Here is a 23,975-nt window from a genome sequence, read left to right as displayed (position 1 = left end):
GGCCCTGCAGGTCGCCGATGAGACCTACAAGCTGCCTGAAGCGGGCGCGACGTTTGTCGACCGGCACCTCGCGAACGCTGCGAGGTCGTGTTCGTGGGCGCAGACACCGCCTCGTAGAGGAAGCGACCGCCCGGTTCGACCCGGAGAAGGCTGAGGAGCAGCGCAAGCGGTGTGCGGACCGGCGTCGGTTCGACATCGGGTTGCCTCATGTCGGGATCGATGGGGTCGTCCAGGTCGACGCGTCGCTGGATCTGGCGGACGCGTTGGATCTTGAGGCCGCGATCGCTTCGGTGGCCCACCAGTTGCTGGCCTTAGGGTGCGAGGAGTCCCTCGACGTACGCCGCTCGATCGCGGCCGGCGAGATCGCTCGGGCTCAGGGGGCGCTCGAGTTGGACTGCGAGGAAGTGGCTGCGCCGGTTGAGGTGCGAGCGCAGCGAGCCTCGAAACCAGCGCCCCGCACCGTCGTACTCCACGTCCACCTGACCGACGCCGCGATCCGTGGGGAGGACAACGTCGCCCGGTGCGCGAACACCCGGACCCCGATCACCGTCGAGCAGATTCGGCAGTGGCGCGGCCAACCCGACACCCAGGTCATCGTCCGACCCATCCTCGATGTCGACCAGCACCACTTCGTCGAGGCCTACGAGATCCCCCGACGGCTCGAGGCCGAGCGACGTCGGGCTACCGGCATGTCATGCAGGATTGATCGCGCGCCCCAGATAGCCGAACGACCACGGCTTCGCGACGCCCGGACCGGGCAGGTATTGCGAGCGCACCTCGACGACCTCGAGTCCGCTTCCGGCCACCAGGGCCGGGATGTTACGTGTCAGATGGCACCCGCCGGCGACGCGCTTCTGCACGGGCTCCAGGCGGGTCTGCCAACGGCGAACGCCGGCGGTGGGGCCCAAGCCGTGCTCGAGGAAGTGGAAGGATCCACCGGGCCGCAGCACCCGCACCACCTCGGAGAGAGCCAAGCGCGCGTCGGGGATCGTGCAGAGAGTGAAGGTGCACAGCACCGAGTCGTAGGCGTCGTCCTCGGCGGCGAGATGCTGCCCGTCCAGTCCCACGCGACCGATCGGTAGCACGGTGCGATCACGACGTCGCTGCGACATCTCCCAGCCGAGGTCGGACGGCTCCACGGCGTCCACGGCGGTCACCTCGCCGGGATAGCTGCGGATGTTCAGACCACCCCCGAAGCCGAGCTCGAGGAGCTTCCCCTCGAGGCCGAGGCAGACCTCATCGCGGAGCTCGCCGACGTCCTTGCCCTTCAGAGCGACATCGACGAGACGGGGTACGACACGGGACTCCCACAATTCACTGATCACGGCCACGAGTCTAAGGGCCGTGCCCGGCCCACCCCCATCAGGTGAAATGCCCCTGACGTCGCACCGTAGGCTCACCGCATGAGTGTCAGACGGATCATGGGAACCGAAGTCGAATACGGCATCTCGGTCCAGGGCAGCCCGTCGGCCAACCCGATGGTGGCCTCCTCGCAGGTCGTCAACGCCTACGCCACCTCGACGGTCAAGGCCCGCCGCGCCCGCTGGGACTTCGAGGAGGAGTCACCGCTCCGCGACGCGCGCGGCTACGACATGTCGCGCCAGATCGCCGACCCCAGCCAACTCACCGACGAGGACCTCGGGCTCGCCAACGTCATCCTGACCAACGGTGCCCGGCTCTACGTCGACCACGCGCACCCCGAGTACGCCACCCCCGAGGTCACCTCGCCGCTGGCCGCCGTGCGGTGGGAGAAGGCGGGGGAGCAGGTGATGCTCGACGCCGCTCGCCGCGCCGAACGGCTCCCCGACAACCCCAAGATCGTGCTCTACAAGAACAACACCGACAACAAGGGTGCGTCGTACGGCACCCACGAGAACTACCTGATGCGTCGTTCGACCCCGTTCGCCGACATCGTGCGCCACCTGACCCCGTTCTTCGTCAGTCGCCAGGTCGTCTGTGGCGCGGGCCGGGTAGGGATCGGCCAGGACGGCCGCGAGCACGGTTTCCAGATCAGCCAACGGGCCGACTACTTCGAGGTCGAGGTGGGCCTGGAAACGACCCTCAAGCGACCCATCATCAACACCCGGGACGAACCCCACGCGGACCCCGAGAAGTACCGCCGTCTCCACGTCATCATCGGTGACGCCAATCTCTCGGAGATCTCGACCTACCTCAAGGTCGGCACGACCTCCCTGGTCCTGGCCATGATCGAGGACCGTTTCATCGAGGCGGACCTCTCGATCGACGGGCCCGTCGCGGCGCTGCGGGCGGTCTCCCACGACCCCTCCCTGGCCTACGAGATCCGCCTCAACGACGGTCGTAAACTCACCGCGGTCGCCCTGCAGCGCGAATACCTGACCCTGGCGCGCGCCTACGTGGCCGAGACGCAGGGCTCCGACGTCGACCACGAGACCGCGGACGTCCTGGATCGGTGGGAGTCGGTCCTCGACCGGCTCGAGAGCGATCCGATGTCGCTGGCCGACGAGCTGGACTGGGTCGCCAAGCTCAAACTGCTCGAGCAGTACCGCACCCGCGACGGCCTCGAATGGGACGACGCGAAGCTCCACCTCATCGACCTGCAGTACGCCGACATCCGCCCCGAGAAGGGCCTGTACCACCGTCTGGTGCGCCTGGGCCGGATGAAGCGGCTCCTCGACGACGCCGAGATCGAGGCGGCCATGCACGACCCGCCGGAGGACACCCGGGCCTACTTCCGCGGCCGCTGCTTGGAGAAGTACGCCGAGGAGATCGCCGCCGCCTCGTGGGACTCGGTGATCTTCGACCTCCCTGGTCGGGACTCCCTCCAACGGGTGCCCACCATCGATCCCCTGCGCGGCAGCAAGGCCCATGTGGGCGAGCTGATGGACGAGTGCGACAACGCAGCCCAGCTCTTCCGGGCGCTGACACGCTGATCCCCTCAAGTCCTGGCGTGCCCTTCTGTGCACTTCTGCGCAAGAGTGTGGGTCGGTGTGGATAGGGTCGAGGTATGGCCCAGGAGCAGAAGCAGCCGCGCAAGTCCCACGACACCGAAGAGCCCGCCGACGACAGCGGGGTCGCTCCCGAGAGCGCCGTCGCCGAGCGCAAGGAAGCTCTCGATGACGACATCGACGCGATCCTCGACGAGATCGACGATGTCCTCGAGATCAACGCCGAGGAATTCGTGAAGTCGTTCATCCAGAAGGGCGGCCAGTAGTGGCGGACGCGCGGCTACCCGACGCGTTCCTCCGCACGGGTTCCTCCTCCTTCAGCGATTTCCTGGGGGAGCAGGCCCCCGATCTGCTCCCGGGCAGCCGTGGCCTTCCTCAGGGCAGTGCGGCCGACCTCGCGCCGCACGCCACCACGATCGTGGCCGCCACCTTCCCCGGTGGCGTGATCATCGCCGGTGACCGTCGCGCCACCATGGGCAACATCATCGCCCAGCGCGACATCGAGAAGGTCTTCCCGGCCGACGAGTTCTCCGCGGTCGGCATCGCTGGCACCGCCGGCCTCGCGGTCGAGATGGTCCGCCTGTTCCAGACCGAACTCGAGCACTACGAGAAGATCGAGGGCATCACCCTTTCCATGGACGGCAAGGCCAACCGGTTGTCCGCGCTGATCCGCGCCAACCTCGGGATGGCCATGCAGGGCCTGGCCGTCGTACCCCTCTTCGCCGGCTTCGACCTCGAGATCGGTCAGGGCCGGATCTTCAGCTACGACGTCACCGGCGGCCGCTACGAGGAGACCGCCTTCTACTCGGTGGGCTCCGGCTCCGTGTTCGCCAAGGGATCGTTGAAGAAGCTCTACCGCACCGACCTCGACCAGACCCAGTGCATCGAGGTCGTCCTCCAGGCGCTCTACGACGCCGCTGACGACGACTCCGCCACCGGCGGCCCCGACCTGACCCGGCGCATCTTCCCAGTGATCCGTGTGATCACCGCCGAGGGCGGGTCCCGGATCGATGAGGACCTCGTCGCCCAGATCGCCGACCGCGTCATCGCCGGACGGATGGGCCGTCCCGACGGACCGGCCGCTCCGCTGACAGGAGGTCCCTCATGAGCCAACCGTTCTACGTCTCACCCGAGCAACTCATGAAGGATCGGGCCGACTTCGCCCGCAAGGGCATCTCCCGCGGTCGTTCCCTCGTGGTCGTCCAGTACGCCGACGGCGTCCTGTTCGTCACCGAGAACCCGTCCCAGGCGCTGCACAAGGTCTCCGAGATCTACGACCGGATCGCCTTCGCCGCAGTCGGCCGCTACAACGAGTTCGAGAACCTCCGGATCGCCGGGGTCCGGCTGGCCGACATGCGCGGCTACGCCTACGACCGCCGCGACGTCACCGGTCGTGGCCTGGCCAACGCCTACGCCCAGACCCTCGGCACGATCTTCTCCTCGGGCGGTGAGAAGCCCTACGAGGTGGAGTTGTTCGTCGCCGAGATCGGCGACACCGCCGCGGGAGACCAGATCTACCGGCTGACCTACGAGGGTCGCGTCGGGGACGAGAAGGGGTACGCCGTCATGGGCGGCGACGCCGACACGGTCGCTGAATACCTCAAGGCTCACTACACCGCGGGCGCGAGCCTGGACTCCGCCCTTCAGGTCGCGGTGGCCGCGCTGGGTCACTCGGTCGACGAGGACCGGGTGATCGGGGTCGACGACCTCGAGGTCGCCGTCCTGGACCGCACGCGCACCCAGACCCGCAAGTTCGCCCGGATAGTCCCGGCTCGCCTCGGCGCGCTCCTGGGCAAGCGTGGGCCGGTGAGCCCCGACCGGCCCGCCTCGGCACCCGCAGCTGCCTCCGAGGGGGACTCCCAGTCGCGCCGCGGTGCCTCGACGGAGCCGGGCAAGGACGACACCGGGGATCCGACCGATCTGGTCAGCGGCGATGTGCCTCCCCTGGAGAACCCGACGACGGGCGAACCCCCGGTCGCACCTCCCAAGGCCACCTAGTGACTGGCCTCCGAGTGTGCGCGTCTGCTGTGAGCCACACCACCAGCACGTAGGCTGCTCACGTGGACCGGCGAATCTTCGGGATCGAGAACGAGTACGGCGTTACGTGCACGTTCAAAGGGCAGCGACGACTGAGTCCCGACGAGGTGGCGCGCTACCTCTTCCGCAAAGTCGTCAGCTGGGGCAGGTCCAGCAACGTCTTCCTCCGCAACGGCGCCCGCCTCTACCTCGACGTGGGCAGTCACCCGGAGTACGCCACCCCTGAGTGCGACGACATCGGCGAACTCGTGGCTCACGACAAGGCCGGTGAACGGGTCCTCGAAGGACTCATGCTGGACGCCGAGGACCGCCTGCACGACGAGGGTATCGCCGGTGAGATCTACCTGTTCAAGAACAACACCGACTCCGCCGGCAACTCCTACGGCTGCCACGAGAACTACCTGGTCGGGCGGGCCGGCGAGTTCAGCAGGCTGGCCGACATCCTGATTCCCTTCCTGGTCACCCGCCAGATCGTGGTCGGGGCCGGGAAGATCACCCACACGCCGCGGGGGGCGGCGTACTCCGTGTCCCAGCGGGCCGAACACATCTGGGAGGGCGTCAGCAGCGCCACCACCCGCAGTCGCCCGATCATCAACACCCGCGACGAACCGCACGCCGATGCCGAGAAGTACCGCCGCCTGCACGTCATCGTCGGCGACTCCAACATGAGCGAGACGACCACCATGCTCAAGGTGGCCAGTTGCGACCTGGTGCTGCGGATGATCGAGGAGGGCGTGGTGATGCGCGACCTGACCCTGGAGAACCCCATCCGGGCGATCCGGGAGATTTCTCACGACGTCACCGGCCGTCGCAAGGTCCGGCTCGCCAACGGCCGTGAGGCCAGCGCGCTGGAGATCCAGGGTGAGTACCTCGCCAAGGCCCGCGACTTCGTCGACCGCCGCGGCATCTCGACCCCGATCATCGAGCGCAGCCTGGACCTGTGGGAGCGCGGACTGAAGGCCATCGAGTCCGACGACCTTGGCCTGGTGGACCGGGAGATCGACTGGGTGATCAAGTGGAAGCTCATCGACCGCTACCGCGCCAAGCACGGTCTGTCCCTGAGTCACCCCCGCATCGCGCAACTCGACCTGGCTTACCACGACATCCGCCGCGACCGGGGCTTGTACTACCTTCTCGAGAATCGCGGGGCCGTCGCCCGGGTCACCACCGACCTCCAGGTCTTCCAGGCCAAGACGGTTCCGCCGCAGACCACGCGGGCCCGACTGCGGGGAGAGTTCATCCGCAAGGCCCAGGAGGAACGCCGCGACTTCACCGTGGACTGGGTGCACCTCAAGCTCAACGACCAGGCCCAGCGCACCGTGTTGTGCAAGGACCCGTTCAAGGCCCACGACGAGCGGGTGCAGCGCCTGATCGACGGTATGTGAGAAGGCTCTCTGTCACTTGGGTAGAGTTCCGGCGAACCCGCGGCGCCCATATGGCACCGTCGTCAGTTCGTGGTCCTGCTCCGTCCCGCACCGAAGGTGAGATTGTTGTGCCCCTGAAGTCCCTCCGCACGTCCGCACTGGTGGCCGCGACCGGGTTGCTGCTCGCCGGCCTGGCCGCCTGCGGTGATCAGGCCGCCCCCGAGGGCAGCGTGTCCGACGACGCCCTGACGAACTTCGAGGCCGTGTCGATCACCGGTGACATCGGCTCCGAGCCCGAGGTGGAGTGGAAGGGCCAGATGTCGGCCGACGACCTCGAGACAGAGGTCCTCACCGAGGGCGACGGCCCGGCTCTGGCCGCTGGCGACGAGGTCGTCATCAACTACTTCGTCGGCAACGGCTTCAGCCAGCGCACGACGTACACCTCCTACTCCGACGAGCCGAGCGGGCAGTTGCTCACGCTCAGCGACGACTTCAGCCCGATCTTCCTGGCCGCTCTGAAGGACCAGAAGATCGGTTCCCGGGTCGCGGTGGTCGGCTCCGCCGAGGCCTCCTTCGGCGAGGGCGGGAACCCCGAACTCGGCGTCGGCAACCAGGACACCGTCCTGTTGGTGATGGACCTGTCCAGCGGCGTCCTCGAGAAGGCCGAGGGCCCCAAGACCCTGGCCAAGCCGTGGGTTCCCGGTCTGAACCAGGACAAGGGGGTCCCGGCCAACTTCGTGTTCACCAAGACCCCGCAGCCCACTGCGAAGCTGCGGGTCTCCGAGTTGATCACCGGTGAGGGTCCCGAGGTGAAGAAGGGCGACCTGATCGTCGTCAACTACCTCGGGCAGACCTACCAGGGCGCAAAGCCCTTCGACGAGTCCTACTCCAAACAACCCGCCTCGTTCGGCATCGGCATCGGCGCCGTCATCAAGGGCTGGGACCAGGCGCTGGTCGGCAAGACCGTCGGCAGCCGCGTGATCCTGTCCATCCCGCCCGACCTCGGGTACGGCGAGTCCGGCAACGAGCAGGCCGGGATCAAGGGCACCGACACGCTCTTCTTCATCATCGACATCCTCGGTGCGGGTTAAGCGATCAGTCACACTGCCCCGATGGCGACGGTCAAGAGCGAACGCCTTCTCAACCTGCTGATCATGCTCCTGGTGCAACGTCACTTCGTGCCCAAGGCGCAGATCCGGTCCATCCTGTATGCCGACCTGAAGAGCGTCGACGCCTTCGAGAAGAAGTTCGAACGCGACAAGGAAGAACTGCGGGGTCTCGGCGTACCCATCGAGGTCGGGCAGATGGACCCGTACTTCGAGGATGAACCGGGTTACCGGATCCGCGCCGACCAGTTTGCGCTGCCCCAGATCGACCTCACCGACGACGAGGCGGCGGTGGTCGGCCTCGCCTCGCGGGTTTGGGAGCAGGCGACCCTCGCCCAGGCCACCACCGAAGCGGTTCGCAAGCTGTCGGCGTCCGGGATCGACGTGGATCTGGCCGCGCTCGACATCGCCCAGCCTCGCCTCAGCGCCGAGGAGCCGGCCTTCGAGGCCTTCTGGGCGGCCATTGCCGAGCGGACCCCCTTGACCTTCGAGTACCACCGCTCCGGAACCCAGCGACCCACGACCCGACACCTGCGGCCATACGGCATCACGCGCTACTCGGGCCGCTGGTACGCCGTCGGGTTCGACACCGACCGGGGAGCCGAACGGGTCTTCCGGTTGTCTCGCATCCAGGGCGAAACCCGTAAGGACGGCCCGTCCGGGTCCTATGAAATCCCACCCGACCTGGACCTGAGCGCCGTGACCCGTCGCCTGGCGCCCGCACCGGACCGGATGACCGCCGTGGTGCTCGTACGCCGCGGATCGGCCTGGCCGCTGCGGCGAGACGCCGAGACGTCCGGGTCCATCGAACTCGACGTGTCCGGGCCGGACACCACCACCGCCTGGGACCGACTCACCCTCGAGCGCGGTGCCTCCGGGCTGGCCGACGAGGTCCTGTCCTACGGCACGTCGGTTCTGGTCGAGGGCCCCGGGGAACTGCGCGACACGGTCGTGTCCCGCTTGCGGCAGGTGCTCCGATGACCGGCTACGTGGCGGGTCCCTCAGGCGCCCTGGGCCAGGTCTCGCGGCTGCTCACCCTGGTTCCGCTGCTCCACGTGCACGGAGGAATGCGCCTCAACGAGGCCGCCGAAGCCGTCGGGGTCACCCCCGAGCAGGTGCTCAAGGACCTCAAGGTGCTCTTCCTGTGCGGGCTGCCCGGCGGTTTCCCCGACGAGCTGATCGACGTGAACATCGACGCCCTGGAGACCGAGGACGGGGAGATGGTGCCGGACGGTTTGATCCGCATCGACAATGCCGACTATCTCTCCCGACCCCTGCGGCTGACCCCCACCGAGGCCATGGCCATGGTCGTGGCGCTGCGGGCGATGGGCAACGAGGCGACCGAACACACCAAGGAGATCGTGGACCGCGCCCTAGCCAAGATCGAGGCGGCCGTCGCGCTCGCCCCCGGAGGGGCTCGGATCGACCCCGGGACCGATGCGGGGGATCCCGACCACGAGGCGCTCGCCGGACAGCTGCGCACCGCCACCCAGGAGCGTCGGCAGGTCCGGTTGTCCTACTACGTGCCGGCCCGCGACGAGACCTCCGACCGAGTGGTCGACCCTCACGGAGTGGTGACCTCCGGGAATCTGACCTACCTCGACGCCTGGTGCCAGGAGGCCCAGGACGTCCGCCTGTTCCGGTTGGACCGGATCACCGGCGCCGAGGTGCTCGACACGCCCGTGACGGGGCCGCCCCGCGCACCGCGAGATCTGACGACCGGGCCCCTGCTGGATGGACTCGAGGGCGCCACGGTCCGGATCAAGCTGGCCCCAGCGGCGACCTGGGTGGTGGAGTACTTCCCGGTGGACGTCGTACGCCGCCACCGCAACGGTTCTATCGAGGTCACCATGGTCGTCGCCGACCAGCGGTGGCTCACCCGCTTCCTGCTGCGACTGGCTCCACACGCCAGCGTGGTGTCACCCGATCAGCATCAGGCAGACTTCCGGGCCGCCGCGGCGGCTACGCTCGACCTGTACGACCGGGGCACGCGTACGATGAACTCAACCGACTCCCAGACGTGAGGCAAGCCATGACGAACCCGATGATCGCACCACTTCTCAGCCCTCCCCAGGGTGCCGAGTGGCTGGTGATCCTGCTGATCGTGATCATCATCTTCGGTGCGGCCAAGTTGCCCGAACTCGCACGGGGCACCGGCCAGGCGCTGCGAATCTTCAAGGCCGAGACCAAGGGACTCATCGACAACGACGAGGATGACGACGTCACCCCGGCCAAGAAGGAGACGAAGTCCGAGCTGCCGACCGCTCGTGAGGATCTCCCCACGACCAGCGACACGCAGACCGACAAGCACAACGGCTGATCGCCGGCTCGGATCCCTGACGCACGCACGTGGCCCTATCTGGCATTTTCCGGCTTTTCCGCGGCACGCCCGTCCACCCTGTGGGCGTGGACGGCCGCATGGCCCTCACCGATCACCTGCGTGAGTTGCGCGCCCGCATCCTCAAGGTCGCGGTCATCATCGCGCTCGGGTTCGGCCTGGGGCTGGTCTTCTTCGATCAGCTCTTCGCGCTGGTCAACGATCCGTATCTCAAGGCAGCGGCGAAGCTGGACCCCGGCAAGACCGTGGGGACCACCGGCGGACCCGGGGGCGGCCTGCTGCTCTATCTGAAGCTCTCGGCGATGGCGTCGGTGTTCGCGACCAGTCCCTTCTGGCTCTACCAGATCTGGGCGTTCATCGTCCCCGGGCTCCATGCCCGGGAACGCAAGTGGACCTACGTCTTCGCCACCGTCGCCGGGCCACTGTTCATCGCCGGAGTCCTGATGGGCTACTACACCCTGCCCAAGGGACTGGAGGTCCTGATCGGGTTCAACCCCGACGGGCTGACCAACCTCGTGGACTTCAACGAGTACGTCACCTTCTTCACCCGCACCCTGTTGGTGTTCGGGATCGCCCTGGAGATCCCGTTGTTCGTCATCCTGCTGAACATGGCCGGGGTCGTCAGCGGCAAGACCCTGGGCCGCTACCGACCGTGGATCATCATCTTCGTGTTCGTCTTCGCCGCGGTCGCCACCCCGTCGGCCGACCCCTTCACCATGACGTTCCTCGCCGTACCCATGGTGGTGTTGTTCTTCCTGTCCGAGGGCATCGCCCGCTTCAACGACCGCCGCCGGGCCAAGCGCAAGATCGGTGCCGGACTCTCACCCGACGAAGCCTCCCCGCTGTGAGCATCGAACAGGTCGACCCCTTCGACCTGCCCGACTGGCTCGGCGAGGGGGACGTGACCTGGTCGGCCGAGTCAGGTCTGCGGACCGGACACCACGTCCTCGGCACCCTGACCGGCACCGGGCCAGCCCTGGGATGCGACCTGCTAGCGGTCGACGAGGCCTATCCCAGCCCGGTTGCGTCGGATGACACTCGTCTGCTTGCCCACCAGGCGTGGCGTCACGGGCAGGTCTATCTGCTCCACCTCGGCGCCCACGGTGGCGCCAGGTTGACCCTGGCCGTCCCCGGAACGGCTTTCTCGGCCGATCTGGTGCTCGACGTGATCGGTCGCCTGGCCAAGGCGGTGGGGGCCTCGGCGGAGCGCTACGCGGTGTCCCTGCGGATCGGTGACAGTGAGTAGTCTCCCCACCGTGGAGCCCCCCCAGAAGGAAAGCGCCAAGAAAGCGATCGCCCTCCTGGCGAATCCGACGGCGGGCAAGGGTCGCGGAGCGCGTTGCGCAGGGGCCGCCCTGGGTCGGTTCCGATCGGCCGGTTGGTCGGTGCGGGCCCTTCAGGGCCGTGACGCCGACGAGGCGCTGGATCTCGCCCGCGACGCCGTGCGCTCCGGTGTGGACGCGCTGGTGGTCTGCGGGGGAGACGGGATGGTCAACCTCGGCCTCCAGGCCACCGCGACGACCTCGACCCCGCTGGGGATCATTCCCTCCGGGACCGGCAACGACGTCGCCCGCTACTTCGACCTGCCGCGCAAGGATCCGGTCCTCGCTGCCGAACGCATCCTCGCCGGCACTTCTCGGACCATCGACCTGGCGCGGTGCGGTGGTCGGTTCTTCGCCACGGTGATGGCCGCGGGATTCGACGCCCTGGTCAACGAACGCGCCAACAAGATGACCTGGCCCCACGGCCAGATGCGCTACAACCTCGCGACCCTGGCCGAACTGCGGACCTTCCAACCCCTCGACTACACCCTCGAGCTCGACGGCCGGACCGTGCGGACCTCCGCGATGCTGGTGGCCATCGCCAACGGGCCCTCGTTCGGCGGGGGACTGCGGATCGCCGAGGGCGCACTGCTCGACGACGGCCTGCTCGACGTCGTCCTCATCAAACCGATGGCGAATTGGGACCTCATCCGCACCTACCCCCAGTTGTTCAAAGGCACGCACACCGACCACCCGCTCTACGAACACCACCTGGTGCGCAGCGTCACCGTTGCCGCCAGCGGGATCGTCGGCTACGGCGATGGCGAACGGTTCGGTCCACTGCCCCTGACCATCGATTGCGTGCCCAACGCGGTAAGGGTCCTCTCATGACCAGCGAAGAATCATCACCGAGCGCGGCCGAGCGGTACGCCGCCTCACGCCGGGACAGCAAGCACCCCGTGCTGCGGGACTTCTCGGCGTACTACGACTTCCCGCTCGATGACTTCCAGGCGCGAGCCTGCCGGGAGATCGAGGAGGGCCGCGGCGTACTCGTGGCCGCCCCCACCGGGTCGGGCAAGACGATCGTCGGCGAGTTCGCCATCCACCTGGCCCTGGAGACGGGACGGAAGTGTTTCTACACCACTCCGATCAAGGCCCTCTCGAACCAGAAGTACGCCGACCTCGTGGCCCGCTACGGGCCTGACAAGGTCGGCCTCCTGACGGGGGACAACAGCGTCAACGGCGAGGCTCCGGTCGTGGTGATGACCACCGAGGTGCTGCGCAACATGCTCTACGCCGGCTCACGCACCCTGGAGAGCCTCGGCTTCGTCGTCATGGACGAGGTCCACTACCTGGCCGACCGGGCCCGCGGCGCGGTCTGGGAAGAGGTGATCATTCACCTCCCGGAGTCGGTCGCGCTGATCTCGCTGTCGGCGACCGTGTCCAACGCCGAGGAGTTCGGCGAGTGGTTGGCCACCGTGCGTGGGGAGACCACCACCATCGTCGAGGAACGACGGCCTGTGCCGCTGTACCAGCACGTGATGGTCGGCAAGCGACTGCTCGACCTGTTCGCCTCCTCCGACGTCGACGCTGCCGCGGGCTTCGTCAAAGAGGGCGCCCCGGTCAACGACGAGTTGATGAAGCTGGCCCGCGACGACTGGGCGGCCACGCGGATCAAGGACCGGCGTACCCCCAAGGGCGGCAAGGGTGGCAAGGGAGGCCAGGGAAGTCAGGGCCGGCCCGGGGAACGCGGCTCCCGTCCGGTCGGCAACGGTCGACGCATCTGGATCCCCAGCCGCTACGACGTGATCGACCGACTCGACCGCGAGGGACTGCTCCCCGCGATCGTGTTCATCTTCAGCCGGGTCGGCTGCGACGCGGCGGTGACGCAGTGCCTCAACGCCGGCGTCCGGTTGACCACCCCGGACGAGCGCGACGAGATCCACGGCTTCGTGGAATCGGCCTGCCGCGATCTGCCTCCCGACGACCTGCACGTGCTGGGCTACCACGACTTCCTCGACGCGCTGACCCGCGGCGTCGCCGCCCACCACGCCGGCATGCTGCCGGCCTTCAAGTCCGTGGTGGAGGAGTTGTACGTCCGGGGCCTGTGCAAGGTGGTCTTCGCGACCGAGACCCTGGCGCTCGGCATCAACATGCCCGCCCGGACCGTGGTCATCGAGAAGTTGTCGAAGTGGAACGGCGAGACCCACGCGGACATCTCACCGGGGGAGTACACCCAACTCACCGGCCGGGCCGGGCGTCGTGGACTCGACGTCGAGGGCCACGGGGTCGTGCTGTGGCAACCCGGGATCAACCCCCGCGAGGTCGCCGGGCTGGCGTCGACGCGCACCTATCCGTTGCGCTCGTCCTTCCGTCCGTCGTACAACATGGCGGTCAACCTGGTCCACCAGTTCGGACGGCACCGCTCGCGCGAACTGCTGGAGCAGTCCTTCGCCCAGTTCCAGGCCGACAAGGCCGTGGTCGGGCTGGCGCGACAGTTGCGCAAGGCCGAGGACGCCCTGGACGGGTACGCCGAGTCCGCGACCTGTCACCTCGGCGACTTCATGGAGTACGCCGATCTGCGCCGGCAGATCAACGACCTCGAGAAGGGCGCGAGCAGGAACCGTCGCTCCGATCGTCGTGACGAGGCGGCCGAGTCGCTGCGCGCGCTGAAGCCGGGCGACGTGATCATGGTGCCGACCGGCAAGTTCTCCGGGTACGCCGTGGTCGTGGACCCCGGTTGGGCACCCATGGACCAGGGCGGACCGCGCCCCTACGTGGTGACCGCCGAGCGGCAGGCCCGCCGCCTGGCGATGATGGACTTCCCGACCCCGGTCGGGGCGATGGGCCGGGTCAAGGTGCCCAAGAACTTCAGCGGACGCAACCCCCAGATGCGCCGCGACCTCGCCTCGTCGTTGCGGAACAAGACCCAGGGCTTCGCCCCACCACCGCCGATGGCCACGAAGCCGGACCGGATCCGGACGCGCGGTGGCGTGGTCGCCACCGGGGGCCAGGAGGAGCAGGTGGCCGAGTTGCGGGCCCAGATGCGGGCTCACCCCTGCCACGGGTGCTCGGACCGGGAGGATCACGCCCGCTGGGGCGAGCGCTGGTTCAAGCTGAACCGGGACGCCCGGGTGCTCGAGAAGCGGATCGAGCGGCGTACCAACACCGTGGCCCGGCAGTTCGACCGGGTGTGCGAGGTCCTCACGGTGCTGGAGTACCTCGACGACGACGGGGTCACCGAGCGGGGTCGCGGTCTGATGCGGGTCTACTCCGACATGGACCTGCTGGTCGCCGAATCCCTGCGCTCAGGACTGTGGGAGGGCCTCTCACCGCCGGAGTTGGCGGCGGTGCTGTCCGTCATGGTCTTCGAGGCCCGGCGCCCCGACAACGCCTCGGCGCCCCGGATACCGGGCGGCCGGGTCAAACCCATCGTCGCGGAGATGGTGCGCCTGTGGGGCGACCTGGATGCCCTCGAACGCGAGAAGCACCTGGACTTCCTGCGCCAACCCGACCTCGGCTTCACCTGGATCGCCTATCGCTGGGCCCAGGGCGACGACCTGGACGACGTACTCGGGGAGTCGGATCTGGCCGCCGGTGACTTCGTCCGCTGGATGAAGCAACTCATCGACCTGACCGGCCAGGTGGCTTCAGCCGCCCCGACCGCGGACCTTCGCGAGACCGCTCGTCGTACCGTCGGGGACCTGCGCCGCGGCGTCGTAGCGAACACCGGTCTCGCCGAATAACCACGAAGTCCGTCAGATGGGGACGCGAAGTCCGCCAGATGGGGAGCAACATCCCCATCTGACGAACTTCGAAGCCCCAACTGGCGAACTTCGTGTCAGAGGGCGGAGGAGATTGCCTCGGGGACCGGGGTGTCGCCGGAGACGAGGTTCCACTGCTGACCGATGGCGCGGTCGTCGGTGAGGGCCGCGGTGATCACGGCGGCCACGTCGCCGCGGGGGACCTCGGAGCGGGCCACGTCGGTGCCTAGGTCGACCAGGCCGTTGGGGGCGTCGTTGGTCAGCGCGCCGGGACGGATGATCGTCCAGTCCAGGTCGCTGTCCCGCAGTACGGCGTCAGCGTCCCGCTTGGCCTCGACGTAGGCGCGCCACACCTCGCCGGTGTCATCGGGCAGTTCGTCGTCGGCGCCGATCACGGAAATCTGGACGAACCGGGAGATCCCCTCGACGGTCGCTGCCTCGACCGACTTGGTCGATCCGTCGAGGTCCACCGTCTTCTTGCGCTCCACGCTGCCGTCCCCACCACCACCGGCGGCGAAGACGACGGCCGAGCAGCCCTCGAAGGCGGCCCGGTAGCCCGCTACGTCGGCGGCCTCGAGGTCCAGGATGCGGACCTCGGCACCCAGCGCCTCCAGTTCGGCGCGCTGGTCCTCCTTGCGTACGAGCGCAACCGGGATGTGGCCAGCCGCCACGATCATCGGGTGCAGCTGCTGGGCGATCTGGCCGTGACCGCCGACTACGGCAATCCGGTTGGGGGTGGAGGTGGGGTTCGACATGTGGATCCTCTCGTCGGTAACTTCTCTGGACCCAACGTCGAGCAGCGCTGAGAATTCCTACCGGTCGAGAGCCGCGAGCAAACGCTCGGCAGGACTCTCCAGCCCCCACTGGACGGCCAGGGCGTCGAGGCGGTCGGAATCGGCGAAGACGGTGGGGAGTTCCAGGCCTGTTCGGTCGAGGTCGATCTCGCGAGCCACCGCGGTCACGGCGGGCGCCACATCGAGGTAGTCGACCGCGGCCAGGATCTTCTTACGCGGCCCGGGCGCCATGGCGCTGTCCCGGTCCGCGGCCGCGGTGAGGATGCCGGCGATGTCGTCGAACTGGTTCAGCAGCGCTGCGGCGGTCTTGTCCCCGACCCCGGCGACTCCGGGAAGGCCGTCGGAGGAGTCCCCCCGCATGGTCGCGAAGTCGGCGTACTGCGCCGCATCGACGTCGTACTTCGCCCGCACCCAGTCGTTGTCCACCCGCTCGTGGCGGCCCACGCCCCGGGCGATGTAGAGGATCCGGACCTCGGCTGCGTCGTCGACCAACTGGAACAGGTCTCGGTCACCGGTGACCACGTCGACCGGCATCCCCGCGTCGGTGGCGAGGGTGCCGATGACGTCGTCGGCCTCGTAACCGTCGGCGCCGATCACGCAGATGCCGGCGGCAGCCAGCACCTCGAGAATGATCGGGATCTGCGCCTCCAAGGGATCGGGAACCTCCTCGACGTCGGGGGCGACCTCCACCTCCTCGACCACCCGGTGTGCCTTGTAGGAGGGGATCAGATCCACGCGCCACTGCGGACGCCAGTCGTTGTCCCAACAGCAAACCAGGTGCGTGGGGGAGTACTCGTCGACCAGACGTGAGATGTAGTCCATCAGCCCGCGTACGGCGTTGACGTTGGTCCCGTCGGGCCCCGCGATCTCGGGTACGCCGTAGAAGGCGCGGAAGTACATCGAGGCGGTGTCGAGGAGCATCAGTCGAGGGGTCTGCTTGCTGGTCACATCCGGCATCCTGCCACGCACCGGGTCTACCCTGAGCCCGTGACGCACGCCGAGCTGGAGTCGACCGACCGACGCATCCTGCAGTTGCTCGCGCACGACGGGCGGATGTCCTACACCGATCTGGGCAAGGCCACCGGCCTATCGACCTCGGCGGTGCACCAACGGGTCAAGCGGCTGGAGAGCCGCGGCCTGATCCTGGGGTACGGCGCCACCGTCAACCACGACGCCATCGGACTACCGCTGACCGCGTTCATCTCGATCCGACCGATCGATCCCTCGCAGCCCGACGACTGTCCCGAGCGACTGCGCCACATCACCGAGATCGAGTCGTGCTGGTCGGTCGCGGGGGAGGAGTCCTACATCCTCAAGGTGCGGGTCCCCCGCCCGGTGGACCTGGAGGACCTGTTGGCCCGGATCCGGGTAGCCGCCAACGTCGCCACCCGGACCACCATGGTGCTCTCGACGTACTACGAGAACCGACCCGTCGACTAGCTCCTCCTAGCGCTGAGCGGCGTCGGCCCACCACGCCTGACCGGACTCGGGCAGCGTGTGGATCGGGTCGAAGTAGTCGTAGGTCCGCGTGAGGGAGTCTGTGGCGGGGTCCGAGGCCTCGATGGAGGTCAGGTAGTTCTTCGTCCAGCGCGAGATGCCGCGCTCGGTGTCGTAGTCCGCGACCTGGTGCACCCACCGCTTGCCCACGAACGGTACGTCGCACACGATGCGTGGCGTTGCGAAGCCCGGCAGGTATCCCATGATGTTGTGCTGGAGTTCCTGGGCGTGAGCCACCGAGACCCGCCAGTGCTCGGCGTACGGGATCATGTCGCACATGTAGAAGTAGTACGGCATGATCCGGGCGCCGTCGAGCAGCCCGAAGCACAGGTCCAGCAGGGACTGGGGGTCGTCGTTGACCCCAGCGAGCAGCACGCCCTGGTTGCGTACGTCGCGCAGCCCGGCCTCGAGCATCGCTGCGGTGGCCTCGGCGACCAGGGGCGTGATGGAGTTGGCGTGGTTCGCGTGGGTGTGGATGGCGATCGAGACCCCGCGCTGGTTGGCCATTCCCGCTACCCGGGCCATGCCTTCGCGCACGTCGTCCTGCAGCCAGTGCTGGGGGAGACCGATCAAGGCCTTGGTGGCCAACCGGATGTCCCGGATGTTCTCGATCTCCAGCAGTGAGGTGAGGAAGGCCTCGAGCCGGGCCCACGGCATGTTCGCCACGTCGCCGCCGGAGACCACGACGTCACGCACCTGGGGGGTCGCTCGCAGGTAGGTCATCATCGACTCGAGCCGGTCGACTGGCTTGGTGATGAACTTCAGCTTGTCCACGCTGGGGGTGGAGTTGCCCACCAGATCCATCCGGGTGCAGTGGCCGCAGTACTGCGGGCAGGTCGGCAGCAGTTCGGCCAGCACCTTGGTGGGGTAGCGATGGGTCAGCCCCTCCGCGACCCACATGTCGTGTTCGTGCAGCGAGTCGCGTGACGCGTGCGGATGCGAGGGCCAGTCGGTACGCCGGTCGGAGAAGACGGGAATCATGTAGCGACGGATCGGGTCGGCGTACATCTCCTCGGTCAGCGACCCGGGACCCGACGGCACCGCGGAGGGCATCATCGTGTTCATCATCTGGGGCGGCACCAGCATCGACATGGTGGCGCGCTCGCTCTGGTCGCGCTCGAGGTCGGCGTAGAAGCGCTCGTCGATCAGGTCCCCGAAGAGGGCCTTGAGCTGCTTGAGGTTCTTGATGCAGTTCACCCGCTGCCACTGCACCGAGGCCCACTGGTCGGCACTGACCTCGCGCCACCCGGGGAAGCGGGTCCAGTCGGGTTCCACGAGTTCGCGACGCAGATAGGAGTACGGCTGCTGGCCGGTGGTGGTGCGGTCCGCCGTGATGGTCATGAGAACTCCCGGGTCGTCGATCGTGAGGCACGATGGTCGTGAGCGTGGCGCGCTTGTGTTTCGCGTCACCTCACTGCCAGAGTAGAGGGAGAATCTCCCGCATGCACGTTCCCTGACAGGAAATTCTCCCGCGTCTATCCGTAAGGCCCGCTGATGGAGGTCCCGTGTCCCAACTCGTCGTGAGCGACCCGATCGGTCTGCACCGCGTCCTGGAGCCCTCGGGGGTGCTGCCGCAGGCCGCCACCCGGCTGCGCGCCGAGGCAGAGATCGGCCCCGACGAGGTGCGCGTCCGCGTCGAACGCCTCAACCTCGACGCGGCGTCCTTCCGCCAACTGCGGGAGAAGCACGCGGGCGACGGCCTGGCGATCCGGGCCGAGGTCCTGGAGATCGTCGCGGCGCGGGGCAAGATGCAGAACCCGGTCACCGGTTCGGGCGGCATGTTGGTTGGGGTTGTCGAAGCGGTGGGGGAGCACTCCCGGCTGGGACTCACCGAGGGCGACCGGATCGCCACCCTGGTGTCCCTGACCCTGACCCCGCTGGTCATCGAGGACGGCCTCGCCGACTGGGACGGACTCGACGAGCAGGTCCCGTGCCGGGGCCACGCCATCTTGTTCGGCCGCTCCGTGGCCGCCGTTCTTCCCGACGATCTGCCGGCGGAACTCAGCCTCTCGGTACTCGACGTTTGCGGCGCCCCGGCGTTGACCGCGCGCGTCGTGGCCCAGTACGACGCCCCGACGGTCACCGTGATCGGCGGCGGTGGGAAGTCGGGCTCCCTCAGTCTGGCGGCAGCCAGGCGGGCCGGGGCCGGGCGCACCATCGGGGTCGTCCCCTTCGCTGCAGAGGCGACCGCCCTGGAGGCCGCGGGACTCGCCGACGCAGTGGTCATCGCCGACGCCCGCGACCCGATCGCCCTGCGCAGCGCCGTCACCGAGGCCGGGGGACCCGCCGAGGTCACGGTGGTGTGTGTCGACGTCCCCGGCTGCGAAGGTGGAGCCATCCTGACCACCGCTGACGGAGGAACCATCATCTTCTTCTCCATGGCCACCTCGTTCGCCGGCGCCGCCCTGGGGGCCGAGGGGCTGGGTGCCGACGTCACGATGCTAGTCGGCAACGGCTACGTCCCCGGCCACGCCGAACTGGCCCTGGATCTTCTTCGCTCCGACGCGGGCGTGCGAGCACTCTTCGAAAGCAGGCTTCATGACTGACCCGACGCTGCTGCGCCACGGCGTGGTCGCCCCGGCCCACCCCACCTCGACCGCCGTGGGCATCCGCGACGGCCGTATCGATCTGATCGGCACCGAGGACGAGGCCGACCGGTGGCTCGACGCCTTGCCGGAGCGAGCACGCGCCGCGGTGGAGGTCATCGACCTCGAGGGGGCCCTGGTCGCCCCGGCCTTCGTGGACACCCACGTCCACACCGTCCGCACCGGCTTCGCGCTGACCGGCCTGGATCTCAGCACCCACACCGGCCCCGACGGACGCCAGACCACCCTCGCCTCGGTCGCCGCCTACGCCGACGCGCACCCCGAGCAGGCCGTGATCGTCGGTCAGGGATGGGACGAGACCCGCTGGTCCGACCCCCGACCCCCGACCGGCAGCGAGCTCGGGGCCGCGGCTCCGGGTCGGCGTACCTATCTGACCCGGATCGACGCCCACTCCTCGGTCGTCTCACCCACCCTGTCCTCCCTGGTGCCGGGACTGAGCGACCTGGACGGGTGGTCATCGGACGGTCGGGTCGAGCGCGACGCCCACCACGCTGTCCGTCACACCCTGGAGACCCTGATCAGCGACGAGGACCGCCTCGATGCGGCCCGGGCCGCGTGCCGGGAGATGGCCTCCCTCGGCATCGTCGCCTTCCACGAGAACGCCGCACCCCACATCGGTCCGGAGTCCGAGATCCCCCTCGTGCGCCAAGCCGCCGAGGAGATCGGACTGCACGCCACCATCTACTGGGGAGAGTTGCTGGCCATCGAGACGGCCCGCCGACTGGGCGCCGCGGGCCTGGCCGGCGATCTGATCGCCGACGGCGCGTTCGGTTCGCGCACGGCTGCCCTGGCCTCGCCGTACGCCGATGCGTCCCAGACCTGCGGTCACGGGTACGTCACCGCCGAGCAGGTCCGCGACCACGTCATCGCCTGCACCGAGGCGGGCCTGCAGGCAGGCTTCCACGCCATCGGCGACGCCGCCCTCGAGGCGATCGCCACCGGTTTCGAGGAGGCCGAGAAGGTCCTGGGCGACCGGATCAACGCCCACCACCGCCTCGAGCATGTCGAGATGCCCTCCGAGCGGGCGCTGGAGATCTTCACCCGGTGCGGGGTCACCGCCAGCGTGCAGCCGATGTTCGACGCCCTGTGGGGCGGCCCGGACGGGATGTACGCCGAACGCCTGGGGGAGCGTTGGCGCGTCACCAACCCGCTGGCCCGCTTCGACGAGCGGCTCATCAGTTTCGGGTCCGACTCGCCGGTGACCTCCCTGAACCCCTGGGCGGCGGTCCGAGCCGCCGTGCACCACCACGTCCCGGAGTTCTCGATGCCGCTCGAGAGCGCCTTTCGAGCCCACACCAGCGGTGGGTGGGCCGCCGCGGGCAGCGAGGACCGGCACGACCTGTCGGTCGGCGCCGTGGCGCACCTAGCGGTCTGGGACGTCCCCGGGGGACTGGGGGAGTCCTCCCTTCCCGACCTGACCCCCGGCGTACCCCTCCCGGTGCTGCGGCGCCTGCTGTCCTCGGGTCGCACCATCCACCTCAACAAGGAGTCTTCCCCGTGACCTCGTCCGCAGATCTGGCCGACAACCGGGCCAGCAAGCTCCACCTCGACCCCGACACGATGGCCAGGGCTCGCACGCTGGCGGCGCAGGCGGGTGCCCCGATCGTGCAGTTGGCGCAGGACCACACCACGGTCTCGGTCGAGCGCGCGATGCTGCGACTCGCCGGCCTGGACGGGGCCGACGAGGAGGGGACCCCCTGGGTCAACCGGTTGATGGACGTCGTACGCGCCGACGTCGGGCTCGAGCACGGCGCGGCCCTCCCGGTCTGGGACGCCTTGGCCAGGGGTGCCGCTGGCGATCTGACCGAACTGGCTCAGAAGGCCGCAGCGGGATCGGTGACGTTCCGTCTCCCCGAAGGCGACGACGCCAAGCTGGCGCGGACCAACAGCCGCCTCCAGGTGAGCCGGGGAATGTCCCTGATCGACGGCCGCCGCGAGGAGCGGGACCGGCTCATCGAAACGCAGGGCGACGCCCCCCGGCAGCCCTGGATCTACCTGATCGTGGCCACCGGTGACATCTACGAGGACATCCCCCAGGCCCAGCAGGCGGCCCGTGAGGGAGCCGATGTCATCGCGGTCATCCGGTCCACCGGGCAGAGCCTGCTCGACTTCGTGCCCGAGGGCGCCACCCGCGAGGGCTTCGCCGGGACCTACGCCACCCGGGAGAACTTCCGGTTGATGCGGGCCGCCCTGGACGAGTCCGGGCGCGAACTCGGCCGCTACATCCGACTGACCAACTACGCCTCCGGCCTGTGCATGCCCGAGATCGCCGCGTTGGCCGGCATGGAGCGGCTGGACATGATGCTCAACGACTCGATGTACGGCATCCTCTTCCGCGACATCAACCCGATCCGGACCTTCGTCGACCAGCGGTTCAGCCGCCAGGTCCACGCCCGGGCCGGCATCATCATCAACACCGGCGAGGACAACTACCTCACGACCGCTGACGCTGTCGACGCCGCGCACACTGTGACGACCAGCCAGTTGCTCAACGAGTACTTCGCCCGCGAGGCCGGGCTCGCGGACTGGCAACTCGGACTCGGACACGCCTTCGAGATCGACCCCGCCGTCCCGGACTCCTTCCGGATGGAGCTGGCCCATGCACTGCTGGCCCGCGAGCTGTTCCCCGATGCGCCGCTGAAGTGGATGCCCCCGACCCGCCACATGACCGGGGACGTGTTCAAGGGTTACCTCCTCGACGGGTTCTTCAACCTCGCCGGGGCGCTGACCGGCCAGGGGATCCTGCTCGTCGGGATGATGACCGAGGCCGTGGTCACCCCGTGGCTCTCCGACCGGGACCTGGCGCTGCAGAACGTCCGCTACGTCATGGAGGCCGCAGGACGCCTGCACGAGGACTTCCACCCACCCCGCGACGGGTTCATCAACCGGCGGGCCAACGAGGTCCTGGATGAATCGATCGAACTGCTCGACCGCATCGTGCAGGACTCGCTGCTCACCGCGATCGGCGAAGGCACCTTCGGGCTGATGAAACGCCCCGCCGACAAGGGTCGTGGCCTCGACGGCGTGGCTCGCAAGGCCGACGACTTCTACAACCCCGCCACCGAACTGCTCGAGGAGGACTCATGACCCCGAACCCCACCGCCGGACACCCGCCGATCCGGCCGTACGGCGACACCACCGGCGACGGGATGGTCCAGGTCAGCTTCACCCTGCCGATGCCGCACTCGAAACTCGCCGAGGGTGCGGCAGCGCAGCTGGCCAAGAAGATGGGAATGGACCCGGCGATGGTCGTGCACGCCAAGCCGATGGGTCCGGACTTCACGTTCTTCGTCGTGTACGGGTCGGTGACCCACCTGGTCGAGCCCGACAAGGTGGTCGTCATCGAACGTGACTATCCGCTGCTGACGCCCTCCGAGGTCAACGCTCGGATCAAGACCGGGCTGCGGCGTCGGTTGACGGTGGTGGGCGCGTGCATCGGCACCGACGCCCACACGGTCGGTATCGACGCGATCCTCAACATCAAGGGTTTCGCCGGGGAGAAGGGCCTGGAGTACTACCGGGAGGTCAAGGTCGTGAACCTGGGGGCGCAGGTCTCGGTGCCCGACCTGGTCCGGGACGCCCAGGCGGCCGGCGCCGACGCGGTGCTGGTCTCCCAGGTGGTCACCCAACGCGACGCGCACCTGCTCAACACCCGCGAGATGTCGGCGGCGTTCCGGGAGTCCTACCCCTCGGCGAAGCGACCGTTGTTGATCGTGGGAGGTCCTCGCTTCGACGAGGGCGCCGCTGACGAACTCGGCGTCGACCGGGTCTTCGGCCGGGGGACGACCCCGGGCGAGGTGGCGTCGTACATCGTCAGCCGCCTGGCGCCCGAGACCACACCGATGCCCAGGAGCGCCTGATGGCCGCTGAGGTCGGCACCCGCGTCGTGCATCGCCGCTACGTGCCCTACAGCCACGCGCACTACGCCGGGAACCTGGTCGACGGGGCCTACAGTCTCGCGCTGTTCGGCGATGTAGCCACTGAGATGTGCATCCTCAGCGATGGGGACGAGGGCCTGTTCGCCTCCTACTCCGACGTGCAGTTCCTCGGGCCGGTCCGTGCCGGAGACGTCTTGGAGATCACCTGCGAACTGGTCCGTGTGGGCCGCCGCTCACGAGTCATGGACTTTTCCGTGCACGTGGTCGCCCGCGGCTCGGCGACCGATGCGTCCCCCGGTGCCGCGCAGGTACTGAACCCCGCACTGCTCGCCACGACCGCGACCGGGACCGTCGTCGTACCCGGTTGAGTCTTGCGTCTGGGCGTGTCGCAAGCGACACGCC

At 68.5% G+C, this 23,975-nt stretch carries 24 protein-coding genes; 19 read left to right on the top strand and 5 right to left on the bottom strand.

The genetic code is table 11. From position 1 onward, the window contains the following. Positions 1-311: 311 nt before the first annotated feature. Together ACYVLV_RS03620 and ACYVLV_RS03615 are read right to left on the bottom strand one after the other, a co-directional pair. On the bottom strand, positions 312-626 hold the full coding sequence (locus ACYVLV_RS03620; RefSeq protein WP_460807766.1) for a hypothetical protein: 315 nt from the start codon (positions 624-626) through the stop codon (positions 312-314). A 66-nt stretch (positions 627-692) separates the two neighbouring features. Continuing rightward, positions 693-1,325 carry a class I SAM-dependent methyltransferase gene (locus ACYVLV_RS03615; RefSeq protein WP_460807764.1) on the bottom strand — a complete coding sequence of 211 codons (633 nt, stop codon included), beginning with the start codon at positions 1,323-1,325 and terminating at the stop codon, positions 693-695. A gap of 78 nt (positions 1,326-1,403) precedes the next feature. On the opposite strand from ACYVLV_RS03615, the gene dop reads away from it, so the two are divergent. The 13 genes from dop (at position 1,404) to ACYVLV_RS03550 (ending at position 14,780) form a co-directional block, all read left to right on the top strand. Continuing rightward, positions 1,404-2,912: a depupylase/deamidase Dop gene (gene dop / locus ACYVLV_RS03610; protein WP_460807763.1), complete on the top strand. Its 1,509-nt coding sequence runs from the start codon at positions 1,404-1,406 to the stop codon at positions 2,910-2,912. A gap of 74 nt (positions 2,913-2,986) precedes the next feature. After that, a complete protein-coding gene (locus ACYVLV_RS03605) occupies positions 2,987-3,193 on the top strand; it encodes a ubiquitin-like protein Pup (protein WP_460807761.1) in 207 nt (68 codons plus the stop codon). Then, the gene (gene prcB, locus ACYVLV_RS03600) at positions 3,193-4,035 is read left to right on the top strand and encodes a proteasome subunit beta (RefSeq protein WP_460807760.1); all 843 of its coding nucleotides are present in this window, start codon (positions 3,193-3,195) and stop codon (positions 4,033-4,035) included. The genes ACYVLV_RS03605 and prcB overlap by 1 nt, the downstream gene beginning before the upstream one ends. Beyond that, a complete protein-coding gene (prcA, locus tag ACYVLV_RS03595) occupies positions 4,032-4,925 on the top strand; it encodes a proteasome subunit alpha (RefSeq protein WP_460807759.1) in 894 nt (297 codons plus the stop codon). Before prcB ends, prcA begins: the two co-directional genes overlap by 4 nt. Positions 4,926-4,987: 62 nt before the next feature. Further along, complete coding sequence (pafA, locus tag ACYVLV_RS03590; protein WP_460807758.1) at positions 4,988-6,349, top strand: Pup--protein ligase; 1,362 nt, start codon at positions 4,988-4,990, stop codon at positions 6,347-6,349. A gap of 107 nt (positions 6,350-6,456) precedes the next feature. After that, positions 6,457-7,419, top strand: a complete 963-nt coding sequence (locus ACYVLV_RS03585) for an FKBP-type peptidyl-prolyl cis-trans isomerase (protein WP_460807756.1) — start codon at positions 6,457-6,459, stop codon at positions 7,417-7,419. Positions 7,420-7,440: 21 nt separating this feature from the next. Continuing rightward, positions 7,441-8,415, top strand: coding sequence for a helix-turn-helix transcriptional regulator (locus ACYVLV_RS03580; RefSeq protein ID WP_460807754.1), 975 nt, complete (start codon positions 7,441-7,443; stop codon positions 8,413-8,415). Then, positions 8,412-9,458, top strand: a complete 1,047-nt coding sequence (locus ACYVLV_RS03575) for a helix-turn-helix transcriptional regulator (RefSeq protein ID WP_460807753.1) — start codon at positions 8,412-8,414, stop codon at positions 9,456-9,458. Before ACYVLV_RS03580 ends, ACYVLV_RS03575 begins: the two co-directional genes overlap by 4 nt. Positions 9,459-9,466: 8 nt before the next feature. After that, entirely contained in the window at positions 9,467-9,754 is a 288-nt protein-coding gene (tatA, locus tag ACYVLV_RS03570) for a twin-arginine translocase TatA/TatE family subunit (protein WP_460807752.1), read from the top strand. Positions 9,755-9,840: 86 nt separating this feature from the next. Further along, a complete protein-coding gene (gene tatC / locus ACYVLV_RS03565; RefSeq protein ID WP_460807751.1) occupies positions 9,841-10,620 on the top strand; it encodes a twin-arginine translocase subunit TatC in 780 nt (259 codons plus the stop codon). Beyond that, a complete protein-coding gene (locus ACYVLV_RS03560; protein ID WP_460807749.1) occupies positions 10,617-11,018 on the top strand; it encodes a hypothetical protein in 402 nt (133 codons plus the stop codon). The genes tatC and ACYVLV_RS03560 overlap by 4 nt, the downstream gene beginning before the upstream one ends. Positions 11,019-11,028: 10 nt before the next feature. After that, positions 11,029-11,925 carry a diacylglycerol kinase gene (locus ACYVLV_RS03555; protein ID WP_460807747.1) on the top strand — a complete coding sequence of 299 codons (897 nt, stop codon included), beginning with the start codon at positions 11,029-11,031 and terminating at the stop codon, positions 11,923-11,925. Continuing rightward, positions 11,922-14,780, top strand: coding sequence for a DEAD/DEAH box helicase (locus ACYVLV_RS03550; protein ID WP_460807745.1), 2,859 nt, complete (start codon positions 11,922-11,924; stop codon positions 14,778-14,780). The genes ACYVLV_RS03555 and ACYVLV_RS03550 overlap by 4 nt, the downstream gene beginning before the upstream one ends. A gap of 95 nt (positions 14,781-14,875) precedes the next feature. Here the strand turns inward: ACYVLV_RS03550 and ACYVLV_RS03545 are convergent, their stop codons facing one another. Beyond that, a complete protein-coding gene (locus tag ACYVLV_RS03545) occupies positions 14,876-15,553 on the bottom strand; it encodes an SDR family oxidoreductase (RefSeq protein ID WP_460807743.1) in 678 nt (225 codons plus the stop codon). Between the two features lie 57 nt (positions 15,554-15,610). Further along, positions 15,611-16,540: a 5'-3' exonuclease gene (locus ACYVLV_RS03540; protein ID WP_460807742.1), complete on the bottom strand. Its 930-nt coding sequence runs from the start codon at positions 16,538-16,540 to the stop codon at positions 15,611-15,613. Between the two features lie 39 nt (positions 16,541-16,579). Here ACYVLV_RS03540 and ACYVLV_RS03535 point away from each other — a divergent pair, with 39 nt between their 5' ends. Next, positions 16,580-17,032 carry an Lrp/AsnC family transcriptional regulator gene (locus tag ACYVLV_RS03535; protein ID WP_460807740.1) on the top strand — a complete coding sequence of 151 codons (453 nt, stop codon included), beginning with the start codon at positions 16,580-16,582 and terminating at the stop codon, positions 17,030-17,032. Positions 17,033-17,038: 6 nt separating this feature from the next. On the opposite strand, the gene ACYVLV_RS03530 is transcribed toward ACYVLV_RS03535, so the two are convergent. Then, positions 17,039-18,430, bottom strand: a complete 1,392-nt coding sequence (locus ACYVLV_RS03530; RefSeq protein WP_460807738.1) for a KamA family radical SAM protein — start codon at positions 18,428-18,430, stop codon at positions 17,039-17,041. 164 nt (positions 18,431-18,594) lie between these two features. Here ACYVLV_RS03530 and kdd point away from each other — a divergent pair, with 164 nt between their 5' ends. Genes kdd through kal form a run of 5 tightly spaced genes read left to right on the top strand, consistent with a single transcriptional unit; the run spans position 18,595 to position 23,941 of the window. Beyond that, positions 18,595-19,635, top strand: coding sequence for an L-erythro-3,5-diaminohexanoate dehydrogenase (gene kdd, locus ACYVLV_RS03525; protein WP_460807736.1), 1,041 nt, complete (start codon positions 18,595-18,597; stop codon positions 19,633-19,635). Beyond that, positions 19,628-21,196, top strand: a complete 1,569-nt coding sequence (locus ACYVLV_RS03520) for an amidohydrolase (protein WP_460807734.1) — start codon at positions 19,628-19,630, stop codon at positions 21,194-21,196. The genes kdd and ACYVLV_RS03520 overlap by 8 nt, the downstream gene beginning before the upstream one ends. After that, positions 21,193-22,782 carry a lysine 5,6-aminomutase subunit alpha gene (gene kamD, locus ACYVLV_RS03515; RefSeq protein ID WP_460807732.1) on the top strand — a complete coding sequence of 530 codons (1,590 nt, stop codon included), beginning with the start codon at positions 21,193-21,195 and terminating at the stop codon, positions 22,780-22,782. The genes ACYVLV_RS03520 and kamD overlap by 4 nt, the downstream gene beginning before the upstream one ends. Continuing rightward, a complete protein-coding gene (gene kamE / locus ACYVLV_RS03510; RefSeq protein WP_460807730.1) occupies positions 22,779-23,555 on the top strand; it encodes a lysine 5,6-aminomutase subunit beta in 777 nt (258 codons plus the stop codon). Before kamD ends, kamE begins: the two co-directional genes overlap by 4 nt. After that, positions 23,555-23,941, top strand: a complete 387-nt coding sequence (gene kal / locus ACYVLV_RS03505) for a 3-aminobutyryl-CoA ammonia lyase (protein WP_460807728.1) — start codon at positions 23,555-23,557, stop codon at positions 23,939-23,941. Before kamE ends, kal begins: the two co-directional genes overlap by 1 nt. Positions 23,942-23,975: the final 34 nt, after the last annotated feature.

It is taken from the genome of Nocardioides salsibiostraticola (assembly GCF_054783655.1).
The sequence above is the reverse complement of the archived record's forward strand: the minus strand, read 5'-3'. Positions and strand labels throughout refer to the sequence as shown.

Coding starts and splice junctions, on each gene's coding strand:
- ACYVLV_RS03550 (WP_460807745.1), top strand. CDS start 11,922: ATGACCAGCGAAGAATCATCACCGAGCGCGGCCGAGCGGTACGCCGCC.
- kal (WP_460807728.1), top strand. CDS start 23,555: ATGGCCGCTGAGGTCGGCACCCGCGTCGTGCATCGCCGCTACGTGCCC.
- tatA (WP_460807752.1), top strand. CDS start 9,467: ATGACGAACCCGATGATCGCACCACTTCTCAGCCCTCCCCAGGGTGCC.
- dop (WP_460807763.1), top strand. CDS start 1,404: ATGAGTGTCAGACGGATCATGGGAACCGAAGTCGAATACGGCATCTCG.
- prcA (WP_460807759.1), top strand. CDS start 4,032: ATGAGCCAACCGTTCTACGTCTCACCCGAGCAACTCATGAAGGATCGG.
- ACYVLV_RS03605 (WP_460807761.1), top strand. CDS start 2,987: ATGGCCCAGGAGCAGAAGCAGCCGCGCAAGTCCCACGACACCGAAGAG.
- ACYVLV_RS03575 (WP_460807753.1), top strand. CDS start 8,412: ATGACCGGCTACGTGGCGGGTCCCTCAGGCGCCCTGGGCCAGGTCTCG.
- ACYVLV_RS03580 (WP_460807754.1), top strand. CDS start 7,441: ATGGCGACGGTCAAGAGCGAACGCCTTCTCAACCTGCTGATCATGCTC.
- kamE (WP_460807730.1), top strand. CDS start 22,779: ATGACCCCGAACCCCACCGCCGGACACCCGCCGATCCGGCCGTACGGC.
- ACYVLV_RS03545 (WP_460807743.1), bottom strand. CDS start 15,553: ATGTCGAACCCCACCTCCACCCCCAACCGGATTGCCGTAGTCGGCGGT.
- ACYVLV_RS03530 (WP_460807738.1), bottom strand. CDS start 18,430: ATGACCATCACGGCGGACCGCACCACCACCGGCCAGCAGCCGTACTCC.
- ACYVLV_RS03520 (WP_460807734.1), top strand. CDS start 19,628: ATGACTGACCCGACGCTGCTGCGCCACGGCGTGGTCGCCCCGGCCCAC.